The sequence below is a fragment of the Pseudodesulfovibrio hydrargyri genome (genome assembly GCF_001874525.1).
Lineage (GTDB): Bacteria > Desulfobacterota > Desulfovibrionia > Desulfovibrionales > Desulfovibrionaceae > Pseudodesulfovibrio > Pseudodesulfovibrio hydrargyri.
On the sequence record NZ_LKAQ01000004.1, the window covers coordinates 241,742 to 256,744 of the forward strand.

Consider the following 15,003-nt stretch of genomic DNA (forward strand, 5'->3'; position numbering starts at 1 on the left):
GAGGACGACGAGCGACACATGAGCATACATCCCGGGGCCAGGCTGCCCAGAGCCGACTCTCTCGGCCGGCGGGCCAAATTCGCACAGCTGGCCTTCATCTCGGCCATCGTCCTCGTCTTCTCCTGTGCGCTGATCCTGTTCAATGCCTACCGGTTGCACGTCCGCCTGTCCGAGCGCGCGGACAGCATCGCCCACCTGGCCCGGACCAGTCTGGCCAGCGCGGTCTGGCAGGTGGACTACGCCTCGGCCCGCGACTTCATCGACGCCGTGATCCAGGACGACACCGTGGCCTTCGCCCAGGTGGTCACCGGCCGCGAGGTCATGGCCGCCAAGAGCCGCCCGCGCTTCACCGGGCACGACTTCGACTATTTCACCAAGGACAGGCGGTTCCTCACCAAATCGGTGGAGATCCGCAAGTACGGCGACTGGATCGGCTCCTTCAACCTGGCCGTGTCCACCGAGGGATACGTTCAGGAGATGGCCATGTACGTGGGACTGACCCTCGCCATGGGCCTGCTTCTGACCCTGACCCTGACCCTGGCAGCGGTCCGCTACACGCGCAAACACTTCCTGACCCCGCTCACCAACCTGGAGGAGGCGGCCACGACCATCGCGGACGGCGACCTGGACGCGCCCGTGGACACCTCGGCCGCCAACGAGCTGGGCAGCCTGGCCCGGGCCATCGACGACATGCGCCAGTCCGTGCGCCACCTCATCAACGACCTCCAGGAGGCCAACGCCAAGCTTCAGAACCACCAGAATCTGCTGGAGACCAAGGTCAAGGAGCGCACCGAGGAGCTCAAGCGCAAGAACGAATCCCTGAACGGCGCCCTGGACCAGGTACGCCGGGCCAAGAAGGCAGCCGAGATGGCCAACGCGGCCAAGAGCAGCTTCCTGGCCTCCATGAGCCATGAAATCCGCACGCCCATGAACGCCATCCTGGGCATGGCGGACATCCTCTGGGAGACCGAACTGTCCGAGGACCAGGCGCGCTATGTGGACGTCTTCCGCACCGCGGGCGAGAGCCTGCTCGAGATCCTCGACGACATCCTGGACCTGTCCAAGATCGAGGCCGGGCACCTGACCCTGGAAAAGACCTGGTTCCAGCTGGCCGAGATCCTGGACCGGACCTGCGACGTGATCCGGAGCAAGGCGGCGAAAAAGGGGCTCAGCCTGAGCTGCGTCACCGCTCCCATGGTGCCGGGCCGGCTCAACGGCGATCCCACCCGGCTGCGCCAGATCCTCTTCAACCTGATGGGCAACGCGATCAAGTTCACGGATTCGGGCTCGGTGGCCTTGAACGTGGACCTGGCCTCCACCGACGGCGAGACCGCCATGCTCCACTTCTCCATCGCGGACACCGGGGTGGGCGTGTCCGGCGACAAGCTCGGGGCCATCTTCGACGCCTTCACCCAGGCGGACAGCTCGACCACCCGCCAGTTCGGCGGCACCGGCCTGGGGCTGGCCATCAGCAAGGAGCTGGTCCACATGATGGGCGGGCGCATCTGGGCCGAATCCATGCCGGGCAAGGGCAGCATCTTCCACTTCACGGCCCGGTTCGGGGCCGCGGGCGGGTCGGAGGACGTCCAGCCCGCCGCCCCGGCCCGGCCCGCGGAAGAGGACCCGCTGCCGCCACTGAACATCCTCATGTTCGAGGACTCCCGGTACAACGCCTTCGTGGCCCAGACCTATCTCGAGTCCACCCCGTGCACCATGACCGTGGCCGAGGACGGCGCCACCGGCCTCACGCTCTTCAAGAAGGGCGGCTGGGACCTGGTCCTCATGGACATCCAGATGCCGGGCATGGACGGCTTCGAGGCCACCCGGGCCATCCGGGAGTGGGAAAGGGAACAGGGGGTCGATCCGGTGCCCATAGTGGCCATGACCGCCTACGCCATGAACGAGGACGCCCGGCGCTGCATCAAGGCCGGTGCGGACTCACATCTGCCCAAGCCGGTCAAGAAGAGCACCCTGTTCGAGACCCTGCGCAAGCTGGCGCCCAGACGTCCGGCCGGGCCCGAGGAAACCAATCATGCCTGATTGCCGTCTGTTGTGGTGTCACGGCTCCCTGAGCCAGCCCTGGGGGGCCAAGAGCCTGGCCCTGGCCGACGTGGCCGAGGAGTTCGGCCTGACCATGGAGGGCCCTGATTTCAGCGACCTCGCCGACCCGGACGAGCGGGTGGAACGCCTCGTGTCCCTCCTGGCCGAGGACGACCGGCCCGCCATCCTGGCCGGGTCGAGCATGGGCGGCTACGTGGCCGCGGCCGCGTCCATGCGGGCCCGCGTCCCGGCCGCCTTCCTCCTGGCCCCGGCCTTCTATTTCCCCGGCTACGCGGTGCACGTCTTCCCCAACCTGCCGGGCCGGGTCACCGTGGTCCACGGCTGGAACGACGACGTGGTCCCGGTGGACAACGCCATCCGCTTCGCCAAGACCCACAGGGCCACCCTGCACGTCCTGGCCGACGGGCACCGGCTGGAAGGGTCCACCGAGACCCTGTGCATCCTGTTCGCCCGGTTCCTTGCCCGGACCATGGCCGACCTCGAGGAAGGCGCATGACCCGCGCCCTTGCGGCACTCGGCCTGGCGCTCCTGTACGCCGCCCTCGCGCTGCCCGCGTCTCCGGCCCGGGCGCAGGACCTGGAAAAGGCGTCCATCATCCTGCAATGGCTGCCCCAGGCCCAGTTCGCGGGCTATTACGTGGCCAAGGACAAGGGGTTCTACGCAGAGGAGGGCATCGATCTTGCCATCCTGCCCGGCGGCCCGGACATCCTGGCCAGCGACTGGCTCGAGGACGGCCGGGCGGACTTCGCCACCCTGTTCCTGACCACCGGGCTGCAGCGCCGCGAGTCCATGCCCCTGGTCAATATCGGCCAGATCGTCCAGCACTCGGCGCTCATGCTCATCGCCAAAAAGGCCTCGGGCATACGCAGCTTCAAGGATCTGGACGGCAGGAAGATCGGGCTGTGGGACAACGAATTCCAGATCCAGGCGCGGGCCCTGTTCAGCAGGGAGCACATCAGCGTCACCGTGGTCACGCAGACCACGTCCCTCGACCTCTTCATGCGCGGCGGCGTGGCCGCCTGCTCGGCCATGTGGTACAATGAATACCACACCCTGCTGACCTACGGCCTGGACGAGGCCGACCTCCAGCCCCTGTTCTTCAACGACGCGGGGTTGAACTTCCCGGAAGACGGCATCTACTGTCTGGAGAAGACCGCCGCCGAGCGCCCGGAGTTGTGCGGCGGGCTGGTCCGGGCCACTCTCAAGGGGTGGCGCTACGCCTTTGCCCACAAGGACGAGGCCCTGAACATCGTCCTTGCGCGCATGGCCGAGGCCAAGGTCCCGGCCAGCCGGGCGCACCAGCGCTGGATGCTCGACCGCATGGAGGACGTGACCATGACCGACGACGGGGCCATGGGCGTGCTGCGCCCCGGGGACTTCGACCGGGTGGCCAAGGCCCTGACCGACACCGGGTTCGTGGACGCCGCCCCGGCCTACGGGGACTTCTACAAGGGGACTGCGCGATGAAACGGTACCCCATCGCCTTCAAGCTGACCTTCCTGATCCTGTCCTGCGCCTTCGTCATCGTGACCGCCATCGTGGCCTACAACTACATCTCCTCGCGCGACATCATCCTGCGCCAGGCCGAGGACAATTCCCGCCTGCTCGTGGCCGGGACCGCCGGGCGCATCGATTCGGTCCTGTCCGGAGTGCAGAAGGTGGCCGAGAACGTCGCCTTCGCCCTGGAGGACGCCACCCTGACCAAGCGGGAGATCATCGAACTGAACCGAAGGGTGTTGGCCAACAACCCGGAGATATACGGCATGGGCCTCGCCTTCGAGCCGTATTCCCTGGAGCCGGACCATCTCTATTTCGCGCCCTACTACTTCCGCTCCGGCGGGCGCATCGGCTTCTCCATGCTCGGCGACGCCAAGTACCGCTATTTCCACATGGACTGGTACCAGATTCCCAAGGAATTGGGCCGCAGCACCTGGACCGAGCCGTATTTCGACCAAGGGGGCGGCGGCGTGCCCATGGCCACCTACTCGGTACCATTCTACCGCACGGTGAACGGCAAGACCGCGTTCACGGGCGTGGTCACGGCGGACGTCTCCCTGGCCTGGCTCCAGAAACTCGTCGGCTCCATCCGCCTGTACGACTCGGGCTACGCCTTCCTGCTGTCCCGGCACGGCACCTTCATCACCCATCCTGACGAAAGGCTGGTCATGAACCAGACCATCTTCTCCCTGGCCGAGGAACGAGACTCCGGGGAACTGCGCGAGCTGGGCCAGCGCATGCTCTCGGGCAAGGCGGCGTTCATGCCCGTGGGCACGCTCCTGTCGTCCAAGGACAGCTACATGTTCAGCGACGGCCTCAAGTACGGCGGCTGGTCCCTGGGCGTGGTCTTCCCCCGCGACGAGATGCTGGCCGACGTCTTCCGCCTGTCCAAATCCATGATCGTCATTGGCGTGGTCGGCTTCGTGCTCCTGGTCCTGGTCACCGTGGGCATCGCCCGGCGCATCACCCGCCCCCTGTGCGAACTGTCCGATTCCGCCCGCGAGATCGCCTCGGGCAACCTGGACCTCATGCTCCCGGAAATCCGGGCCAACGACGAGGTCGGCGACCTGGCCGAATCCTTCAAGCACATGAAGACCTCCCTCAAGGAGTTCATCCGCGACCTGACCGACACCACGGCGGCCAAGGAGCGCATCGAGTCCGAGCTGCGCATCGCCCGCGAGATCCAGATGGGCATCCTGCCCAAGCTCTTCCCGGCCTTCCCGGACCGCCGCGAGTTCGAGGTCTTCGCCTCCATCGAGCCCGCCAAGGAGGTGGGCGGCGACCTGTACGACTTCTTCTTCGTTGACGAGACCCACTTCTGCTTCCTGGTGGGCGACGTGTCCGGCAAGGGCGTACCCGCCGCCTTCTTCATGGCCGTGACCAAGACCCTGCTCAAGGTCGTGGCCGAGCGCGGCCTGGACCCCGGCGACATCCTCACCCGGGTCAACGCGGACCTGTCCTCGGAAAACGAATCGTGCATGTTCGTGACCCTGTTCCTGGCCATCATCGACATCGAGAGCGGCGAGACCCGCTATGCCAACGCGGGCCACAACCCGCCCATGTTCCTGCCCTGCGGCGGCAAGCCCGAGTGGATCCCTCCCCTGGGCGAGCCCGTGGCCGGGATCATGGAGGGCATGGAGTATTCCACCAAGGTCATGACGCTGAAGCCGGGCGACCTGCTGTTCATCTACACCGACGGCGTGACCGAGGCCATGGACCCGGACGGCGGCCTGTTCGGCGACGACCGGCTCATGGCCATGCTCTCCGCCGAAAAGGAGCCCTTCGCCCCCAAGCTGGTCAAGGACGTGGGCGGGGCCATCCGCGTGTTCGCCAGAGGCGCGGAGCAATCCGACGACATCACCATGCTGGCCATGCAGTTCATGGGCAAGTGCGAGCCGTGACCCCATAGCGGGTAAAAATCCGCAAAACCGAAGGGGTTTTCTCAACAACTCAGGAAGACAGCCTTTTCTCTTCCCGATCGGCCCCGCAGAACCAACTTCGGCCCTTTTCTTTGCTCATATTTTCAAATTTCATTGACGAAAACTGAAAAAACGCGCTAACTTCCCCTACTAGGCAGAAAATCCAACATGTGGGGGGTAAACATGTTCGAGAAGAATCTGACCAAGAAGATGCAGGACCTCGTCCTGGAAGGACACATCCCGGCAAAAGAGGTGTCTCGGGTGATCAAGAAGCCGTATTCGACGCTGCTTCGCGAGCTCAATCCCTTTGACGCGCACGCCAAACTGGGGGCGGAAACCATGTTCGAGATCGTCAAGGCGACACGCAACATCTCGGTCCTCGAATTCATGGCGCGCGAACTGGGCTACACGCTCAGGCCACTCGACGGCCTGCAGCACACCAGGCAGGGCATCAAGCCCCGCCACGCCCACGAGCAGGAGGCGACCATGTGACCGGTCGCGCCCGGCGCAAGCACACACTGCCCGGGGCGTGCACGCCATGCCCCGGGCAGTGTTCCTTGAAGATCCAGCCGTCCATCGGCCCTTTCATTTTGACTTTGCCCATCGATTGGTTTTTACTGTCACAAGCAATCTAACGCTCCAAGGAGGAAGGGCATGTCCCAGGATACATTCAAAAAAGCACTCGCCGTCGGCCGTCCGCCGAACGTCGTCAAAAATTTCCCCAACTCGCAGGCGCTCATCGTCAGCGGCAAGGTCGTGGACCGGGCCATGCGCGCCAAGGGCCAGTGCATGACCATCGCGGCCAACGGCCGGAACATCTTCGTCATCGAGGGCGCGCTCCGGGCCGCCCAAAAGGCCAGCGCCGCCATTATCATCGAGATCGCACGCTCCGAGGCCACCTATTGCCCGACCACTCTGTGGAACGTGGCACGCCGCGTGGACTACCTGTGCAACAAGCTCGGCATCACCGTGCCGGTGGCCGTGCACGCGGACCACTACTTCATGAAGAAATGGGAAGACGTGGCCGAGGCCAAGGCCGAAATCCCCTCCGTGTTCGACTCGGGCGTGACCTCCATCGCCATCGACGCCTCGCACATGACCGACGATCTCAACCTGCTCGGCAACCTGGCCGTGTCTCCGGTCATCCCGGCCTGGGCAGGCTACGAGACCGAGATCGGCGAGATCAAGGGCGAGTTCGGCCTGTCCAGCCCGGTGGAGGCCAAGTATCTCATCCAGGGCCTCAACGCCCACTCCCTGTGCCCGGACTGGATCGCCCTGAACAACGGCACCACCCACGGCATCGAGGCCTCGGGCGAAGGCATCCAGGTGGAACTGACCGCCGAAATCCACGAGGCCCTCAAGCCCTACGGCACCTCCGGCGCCCAGCACGGCACCTCGGGCAACGACTCCGCCCGGCTGCGCGAAATCGCCGCCAAGACCGCCACCACCAAGGCCAACGTGGCCACCGCCCTGCAGATGATCTCCTGGGGCGTCAAGGTCAACGACTTCGGCAACGCCATCATGGACGGCGACAAGTTCGCCAAGGTCCCCGGCCAGGGCGTGGAAGACGCCCTGTGGGACGAGATGGTCGCCTACGCCGACGCCAACGGCATCAAGGGCGGCAACTACAAGAAACTCAACCTCGTCTTCGAACGCCGCTGGCTCGGGCAGAGCGAATCCGTGCGCGACCGCATGGCCGGGGCCGTCCAGGACTTCGTCTACGACCTGCTGGTCAACGTGTTCAACGCCAAGGACACCGCGCCCATCGCCCGCGACCTCATCCTCGAGGCCGGCTCCTACGATCTCGGCCTCAAGGCAGAACGGATCGAAGATCCCGCCGAATGGACCGAAGAAAAAATCAAGGCCCAGGCGGCCGCCATCGACACCGACAAGGGCCCCCACGGCAACTTCGACGACTAGCCCGTACGAACGACAATAAGAAAGAGGGCGCTCCTGACGGGGCGCCCTCTTTTTTGCCTCCGGCCCCCATCCCCTCATCCTTCCAAAACTTTTTATGCCGCTTCGCGGATGGTGGGAGCGCGGGGTCAAATGCGCCGCCTTGAAGGCGTGGGCAACCGCCCCGAAGGGGCCCCCCCAATGTGTATCCCTCACGTTTTAGAAAAAATGGTCCCCGCTTTGGGAATGAACTCGCTTCTCAACTTCGCGGATAATATAATAATTGTATCAGACGGTTGCATTCGGCTAATATTTTTTATCCGCACTCGACTTTTGGAGGAGAATCACATGCGCTCGCTTTCAGCTAAATTTCTTGTTCCGGCCTTGCTCTTGATCTTGTTGTGCATGACTATATTGGCATCAATCATCTATTTTAAAACTGCAGGCTCAGCCAGAGCGAATGCAGAAGCCTTGAATGACGCGAAATTGACGTCCGTCGTTTCTCTGATTGAAACGTGGTGCGACGGCGTGGACAAGGCCCTAACCATGGTCGTCGATTCCGAATATGTCAAAATGGCGACCGACAACCAGCTGGCATCCAAGGAAGTATTGGAAAAGGCTACTTCGATATTGGAAGAAGCTCTTCAGACGGACAATATTCTGATCAGGATGCACATCCTGAACAAGGATGGCTTGGTCGTCGCCAGTGCAGACCCAGCCACCGTTGGCGTCGACTTGTCCAACAGAAAATATTTCAAGGAAGCGATTGTCTCCACAGGCACCTATTTTTCCTATCCGCTGATAAGCAGCGTCACCGGCCGGGCCGTGGTGCTGGCCCTGCATACCATTCGGGTCAATGGTCAAGTTACCGGCGTCATATTGACCGACATCAATATAGACACCTTTGCCGATCGCTTTATTAAGAACATATCCGTCGGAAAATCCGGTTACATCTATATCACCGACAGTGACGGACTGGTCTTGTCGCACAAAGATAATTCTCTTGTTGGCAAGGCGAATGTCATCAAGGATTTCCCGTGGGGCAAAGAGGTCATGGGCCAGGAGTCGGGAAGCGTCGACTATGAGTTCGGAGGGCAACGCCGGCTGACTTACTTCAAAAAGTCCGACGAGTTGGGGTGGATGGTATTCTCGACCGCCCTCTATGACGATTTCTTTAGGGAATCAATCACCCTGACCAAAATCATCGTCATTTCATGCATCACCATTATCATTCTGATGGGGATTGGCATATTCTTCATACTCCGGCGCAATGTCATCAAGCCGATCAAGTTAATCCAGAAGACCACTGCCGAAATCGCTGAAGGCGATCTCAGTGTCGAGTTGAATGTCAATCAGAAAGATGAAATCGGCGCCTTGGCATCGGCCCTCAATTCCATGATCGAGAGATTGGGAGATGTCATAGGCAAATCAAAGACTATCGCCGAGAATGTCTCGGCCGGCAGCAGTGCGCTGAGCAACGCCTCCACGTCTCTTTCCGAGGGCGCCGCGAAGCAGGCCGCATCCATAGAAGAGATGTCCGCCTCTCTGGAACAGATTACCGCCAGCATCAGCCAGAACTCCGAGAATGCCCACCGGACGGACTCCATTGCATCGAAATCCGCTTCGGTCGCGGAACAAGGGGGCGCGGCCGTCAATAAGACCGTGACGGCCATGCGCGACATTGCTGAAAAAATATCCATTGTGGAGGAAATCGCCAGGCAGACCAACCTGCTCGCCTTGAACGCGGCCATAGAGGCGGCACGCGCCGGAGAGCACGGCAAAGGCTTTGCGGTGGTGGCGGCTGAAGTCCGCAAGTTGGCAGAGCGCAGCGGTGCCGCGGCATCGGAAATCAGTGAGCTGTCCGCATCAAGCGTGGCTGTAGCCGAAAATGCCGGGAAGATGCTGGCCGAGATGCTGCCTGACATCCAGCAAACGGCCGAGCTGGTGCAGTCCATCTCCGTCACCAGCGGCGAACAGAACGCAGGAGCCCAACAGGTCAATACGGCTGTACAGGGACTCAATGACGTAACCCAGCAGAACGCCTCCGCCTCCGAGGAAGTGGCCTCGACCGCCGATGAACTGGCGTCGCAGGCGACCTCTCTGGAGCAGGCGATTTCCTTCTTCCGTATCGATAGTAAGCACACTGGAGCCACAACCTCCGTTGTGCCGGCAACGCGCGGAGCTTCCCGGGCGAAGCCTGCCGCCATCGGTCATGACGGAATCCGGAATAATGAAGACAGCTTTGAACGTTTCTAGCCGCAGACGATAACCATGCGACAAAAACAGGGCCCCGTTATATTCGGGGCCTTGTTTCGTTACCCTACAAAATAATCAGACTCGGCTCGGCAAGACCTTCCACCGGGTCGCCTCAAATTGAGATCAAGCTCCCGTGGAACAAATTCACAGGAGCTTTTCCATGTTTGATTTCGGACAAACCCCAGGTAACCAGAACGCTGTCGTTGGCGCAATTCTCCAGCGGCCACCGCTTCATGCGCAGGACGAATGAGCCTGCGTGGCGGCCCCCCTTATTCAATGGATTCCTGATTGTTCCTTCAGTGGGAAAGAGACGTTCATTTGTTCCGTGTCGGTTGTTGTGTGGCGCGTTCGCGCCATAGGCAGATCATTCCCCGGCGGACGGGGGAGGCCGTGGCTATTTCCCTAAGAGGGCCCGCCACACTGGCCGTCGGCAACTCCGCAGGACAGCGGAGGACGCAGGGCTTCCCGGCGCCCCGAAGGGGTGCCCCCCAGAACGGGGCGAATCAAGGCGAAATCAGCCTACATCGCCGCCAACAGCGGCTTTCTCTCTGATCTATCTCCCGTCCAACTTATACGTTGAACAGGAAGTGGACCACGTCGCCGTCCTTCATGACGTACTCCTTGCCCTCGACGCGGAGCACGCCTTCGCTGCGGCATTTGGCTTCGGAGCCGTGCTTGACGAAGTTGTCGTAGGAGATGACCTCGGCGCGGATGAAGCCGCGTTCGAAGTCGGTGTGGATGACGCCCGCCGCGCGCGGGGCCTTGTCGCCGTCGTGGATGGTCCAGGCGCGGACCTCCTTTTCGCCGGCGGTGAAGTAGCTGATCAGCCCGAGGGTGTGGAACCCGGTGCGGATGATCTGGTCCAGGCCGGACTCGGTGATGCCGTAGGATTCCAGGAATTCACGGTAATCCTCGTCTTCCAGACCCACGAGCTCCTCTTCCATGCGCGCGGAGATCTTGACGAACTCGGCACCCCGCTCCTGGGCCAGGCCGCGCACGGACTCGACGTAGCCGTTGTCCTCGGTCAGCCCGTCCTCGTCCACGTTGGCGCAGTAGATGACGTTCTTGGCGGTGATCAGCCGGAGCTCCCTGAGCAGCTCGGGCAGGGCCTTGGCGTCGCTTTCGAAGGTGGCGGCGGGCAGCCCCTGGTCTAGATGGGCCATGAGTTGTTTGCCTGCCTCGATCTTCGGGGCCAGGGTCTTGTCGCCCTTGAGCATCTTTTCCATGCGCTCGATGCGGTTCTCGAGCACCTGCACGTCGGCCAGGATCAGCTCGGTCTCGATGATCTCGATGTCCCGCAGCGGGTCCACGGAGTTGGCCACGTGGACGACGTCGTCATCGTCGAAGCAACGGACCACGTGCAGGATGGCCTGGGTCTCGCGGATATTGGCCAGAAACTTGTTGCCCAATCCCTCGCCCTTGCTCGCGCCCGCCACCAGGCCCGCGATGTCCACGAAATCCACGGTGGAATTCTGCACCCGCTGCGGCTTGACCAGACCGGCCAGGACGTCCAGCCGGACATCCGGCACCGGCACCACCGCCTTGTTCGGCTCGATGGTGCAAAACGCATAGTTCGCGCTCTCGGCGTTCTGGGCCTTGGTCAGCGCGTTGAACAGCGTGGACTTGCCCACGTTGGGCAGACCGACAATACCTATACTCAGCGACATGGAAACTCCCGAAAAAAAGATTGCCGGAACACACCCCCGGCGTGGCCCTCTCCTTACCCGTCTTCCCGCCTTGAGGCAAGGGAGGGGGAGGGTGCCTCCGGCGGCCGGGGGAAGGGGAGAGGGAAACCTTTTGAAAAGGGTTGTCCCTCTCCCCTTCCCCCGGGCCCCCATCCCCTCTCCCTTCCTAAACTTTTTTGGTGCCGCTTCGCAGGATGGGAGCACATGCGGAAGGTGCATTGGATGTAAGGAAGACTCGTTACGGCATGGCGAAAAAAGAATTCTGTATGAAATCCGCCTTCCCCAAAAACAAACCCCGCGATTCGGACACCCGGCACGGCGGGACGCGTCCGCACGTCCCCGAGCGCAGCGAGGCGATGGGGATCCAAGGGGCCTTGCTCCCTGGCGGGGGCGCGTCGGGTCTTAGGCCGAGCTCGCTCGGCCTTAGAGCCGTCGACAGCAGCGATAGGGCAGCGCCTGCCCGTCGGAGACGCCCGCCCGGCGAGGGCCCGCCGGAGGCATCTCCACTACTCTCCGGGCCGTCTGGCCTCGACGGTCTTGCCGGGCTTGAGTTCGTAGGTCTTGCCGAAGATTTCCACGGGCACGACCTTGTCGCCCTGGTGGAAGGCGGTCATGTTCACGCGGTCCTGTTCGATGACCAGGTCGAACCAGATGGACCGCCACAGGAAGGACAGGCGCATCTCGCCCCAGTGCGCGGGCGGGTCCGGGTCCACCTTCATGGGCGAGGCGGACAGGTTGAGCCCGGCGAAGTCCTGTTTGATGACCTCCAGGGTTCCGGCCATGACGCCGGTGTGGATGCCTTCCACGGTGGTCCCGCCCTGGGTGTCGTGGATGTCGGAATCCATGGCCTCCATGAACCAGTCCCAGGCGATGTTGCTCGGGTAGATGTACTTGGCGATGACCGCGTGGACCACCTTGGACAGGGTGGAGCCGTGGCTGGTCCGCCTCTCGTAGAAGTCGTAGTTGTCCTTGAGCAGCTTGACCGGATCCGGGACCTTGTGGCCGAGCTTGCGCAGGATACGGGCCACCTCGTCGGGTTCGAGGATGTACCAGGTCATCAGCGTGTCGGCCTGCTTGGCGACCTTGTAGTTGTCCGGGGAATCGCCCTCGGCCTTGAGGATGCGGTCCATGCGGTGGATGGAGTAGAACCGCTGCCGGTAGGAATCCCAGTCCAGCTCGGGCAGGTCCATGTAGCCGTCGAACTGGCTGATGATGCCGTCGTCGGTCATGATGACGTTGAGCTTGGTGGTCATGTCGCGCCACTTTTCGATCTCCCGGTCGGTCAGGCCGATGTGCGCGGTGACCTGCTTTGCGAGCTTGGGCGGCAGGGCGTCGAGGATGAACAGGGCCTTTTCGAGCAGCCAGACGACCATGATGTTGGTGTAGGCGTTGTCGCGCAGGCCGGGCTCGTCCGAGCCGGGCAGCTTTTCGTGGAACTCGTCCGGGCCCATGACCCCGTCGATGTGGTACTTGCCGGTGGCCTCGTCGAAGGTGGCGATGTTGCCCCAGAACCGGGCGATGTCGAGCATCAGTTCCGCGCCGTGCTCGCGCAGAAAGGTCTGGTCGCCGGTCCAGGACACGTAGCGCCAGGCGTTGACGAAGACCGCGATGGACACGTGCCGCTGGCGGCGGGACAGGTCCGGCCCCCAGGACTTGGCCTCGGGATTGTAGTGGACCTCCTGGGTCTCCTCGCTGCCGTCGTCCGCTGTCTGCCAGGGGAACATGGCCCCCTGGTAGCCGTTTTCGCGGGCGTATTCGCGAGCCGCGTCCAACCGGTTGCAGCGGTACATCAACAACGCCCTGGAGATGTCCGGGAAGTTGGCGTCGAAAAACGGCAGGATGTAGACCTCGTCCCAGAAGATGTGGCCCCGGTAGGCCTCGCCGGACAGGCCGCGTGCGGGCATGCCCGCGTCGCGGAATGCATTGTGCGGGCTGGCCGTGACCAGCAGGTGGTAGACGTGCAGCCGAAGCACCCGCTGGACGAAGCGGTCGCCCTTGACCCGGATGTCGGCCTTCTGCCACAGCCCCTTCCAGGACTTGGCGTGCGGGCCGTACACGCCCTTGAAGGTCTTCACGGTCTTGAGCCCGTCCTGGCACATCTCGCGCAGGTCGCCCGGCTCGCGGTCGAGGGAGGTGCGCACGTAGACGAATTTCTCCAGGCCGTAGGAGTGGTTCTCGCGGACCTGGACGCAGATTTCCTCGGACACCCTGGACCGGCTCTGGACCACCTCCTTGCGCACCTCGATGGGCTTGCCGTCCTCGAGCATGCGGGTCTTGGCGGCCATGACGATCTGGTAGCGCGAGTGAGAGGTCTCCATGTGCAGGTAGATGCCCTCCCCGCCCTTGCCGCCGCCCACCCGGTTCAGGTGGCGGGTGTTCAGGCTGGAGTAGCGGGCCACGCCCTCGTTGCTGACGTTGCCGTCCAGCGACGAGCGGAAGGTCAGCTTGGCGGCGTAGTTGAGCGGGGTGAAGTCGAACTGCAGGGCCAGCAGGTGCGGGTCGGCCATGGAGGCCACGCGCCTGGAGGAGATGCGGGTGATGCGGCCCACCTGGTCGCGGACCACCAAGTGGCGTTCCATGACCGCCTCGCGCATGTTCAGCCGGTGGGAGTAGCCGAGTATCTCCATGGACAGGGGCGAGACGAACTCGCCGTTGCCGATCTTGAACGACACGGGCAGCCAGTTGGGGCAGTTGACGAGGTCGTTGTTCCAGATCTCGCGCCCCTCCACATCGCTGGGGGTCTTGTTGAAGATGCCGGAGATGTAGGTGCCGGGATAGAAGTAATAGGACGAGCACTCGCACTCGTAGGCCCCGCGCGTGCCCAGGTAGCCGTTGCCCACGCAGGTCAGGGTCTCGCGCAGCTTCTCGTCGCCCGGCTCGAAGCCGTGGTAGGTCAGGTACCATTCGTCCGTGGCCATGCCGGACTCGAACCACTCCATGAGGTCGTCCACGGTGATCTCGCCCAGGTCGGACACGACCATGTCGGCCCCGAACCGCTTGAGCATCTCGCCGCCGATGTTCCGGGCCACGCCGAGCGTCAGGCCAAAGTTGCCCGCGCAACCGGCCTGGACGCCGGACAGGGCGTCCTCCACCACCACGCACTCGCCGGGCACCAACCCCATCTTGTCGGCGGCGGTGACGAAGATGTCCGGTTCGGGCTTGCCCTTGAGGTCCAGCTCGGCCGAGACCACGCCGTCCACGTGGGCGTCGAACAGATCGGTCAGCCCGGCCAGTTCCAGGACGAGCATGCCGTTGCGGCTGGAGGTGGCCAGGGCCACAAGCACGCCGTTGCGCTTGAGGTCCTTGACCAGGGCCACGGAGGTATCGAAGACCTCGGGCCCCTGTTCTTTGAGGATCTCCTGGAAGAGCGCGTTCTTCTTGTTGCCGATGGCGCAGACCGTGTCGAAGCCGGGTTCGTCCTCGGGCGTGCCGGGGTCGAGCCGGATGTTCCGGGACTTGAGAAAGCTGAGCACGCCCTCGAAACGCGGCTTGCCGTCCACGTAGTTCTGGTAGTCGCTGGTACGGTCGAACGGCTCGAACGGGGTGTTCGTCTCCTCCGCGTGATGCTTGAGGAATTCGTTGAAGGAGGATTCCCACGCCTGGGCGTGCACCTTTGCGGTCCGGGTGATGACGCCGTCCAGATCGAAGACGACGCCCTTGAGTGTGATTGCTGCCACGGATCACTCCTT

General features: G+C 63.1%; 9 protein-coding genes. 7 read left to right on the forward strand and 2 right to left on the reverse strand.

Annotated features, from left to right (window positions below; translation table 11 throughout):
* Positions 1-18 precede the first annotated feature (18 nt).
* From BerOc1_RS05580 to BerOc1_RS05610, 7 genes are all read left to right on the forward strand, one after another.
* On the forward strand, positions 19-2,040 hold the full coding sequence (locus tag BerOc1_RS05580) for an ATP-binding protein (RefSeq protein WP_071544754.1): 2,022 nt from the start codon (positions 19-21) through the stop codon (positions 2,038-2,040).
* A complete protein-coding gene (locus tag BerOc1_RS05585) occupies positions 2,033-2,557 on the forward strand; it encodes a YqiA/YcfP family alpha/beta fold hydrolase (RefSeq protein ID WP_071544755.1) in 525 nt (174 codons plus the stop codon). The genes BerOc1_RS05580 and BerOc1_RS05585 overlap by 8 nt, the downstream gene beginning before the upstream one ends.
* Positions 2,554-3,528: an ABC transporter substrate-binding protein gene (locus tag BerOc1_RS05590; protein WP_071544756.1), complete on the forward strand. Its 975-nt coding sequence runs from the start codon at positions 2,554-2,556 to the stop codon at positions 3,526-3,528. Before BerOc1_RS05585 ends, BerOc1_RS05590 begins: the two co-directional genes overlap by 4 nt.
* Positions 3,525-5,459 (forward strand): SpoIIE family protein phosphatase, encoded by a 1,935-nt coding sequence (locus BerOc1_RS05595; RefSeq protein ID WP_071544757.1) that lies wholly within the window; start codon positions 3,525-3,527, stop codon positions 5,457-5,459. Before BerOc1_RS05590 ends, BerOc1_RS05595 begins: the two co-directional genes overlap by 4 nt.
* Before the next feature lie 201 nt (positions 5,460-5,660).
* Entirely contained in the window at positions 5,661-5,969 is a 309-nt protein-coding gene (locus tag BerOc1_RS05600; RefSeq protein ID WP_071544758.1) for a phage regulatory CII family protein, read from the forward strand.
* Between the two features lie 162 nt (positions 5,970-6,131).
* On the forward strand, positions 6,132-7,397 hold the full coding sequence (locus BerOc1_RS05605; RefSeq protein ID WP_071544759.1) for a class II fructose-bisphosphate aldolase: 1,266 nt from the start codon (positions 6,132-6,134) through the stop codon (positions 7,395-7,397).
* A 324-nt stretch (positions 7,398-7,721) separates the two neighbouring features.
* Positions 7,722-9,629, forward strand: a complete 1,908-nt coding sequence (locus BerOc1_RS05610) for a methyl-accepting chemotaxis protein (protein ID WP_071544760.1) — start codon at positions 7,722-7,724, stop codon at positions 9,627-9,629.
* A gap of 569 nt (positions 9,630-10,198) precedes the next feature.
* Here the strand turns inward: BerOc1_RS05610 and ychF are convergent.
* Together ychF and BerOc1_RS05620 are read right to left on the reverse strand one after the other, a co-directional pair.
* Positions 10,199-11,296: a redox-regulated ATPase YchF gene (gene ychF, locus BerOc1_RS05615; RefSeq protein ID WP_071544761.1), complete on the reverse strand. Its 1,098-nt coding sequence runs from the start codon at positions 11,294-11,296 to the stop codon at positions 10,199-10,201.
* A 524-nt stretch (positions 11,297-11,820) separates the two neighbouring features.
* Positions 11,821-14,991 carry a beta-phosphoglucomutase family hydrolase gene (locus BerOc1_RS05620; protein WP_071544762.1) on the reverse strand — a complete coding sequence of 1,057 codons (3,171 nt, stop codon included), beginning with the start codon at positions 14,989-14,991 and terminating at the stop codon, positions 11,821-11,823.
* Positions 14,992-15,003 lie beyond the last annotated feature (12 nt).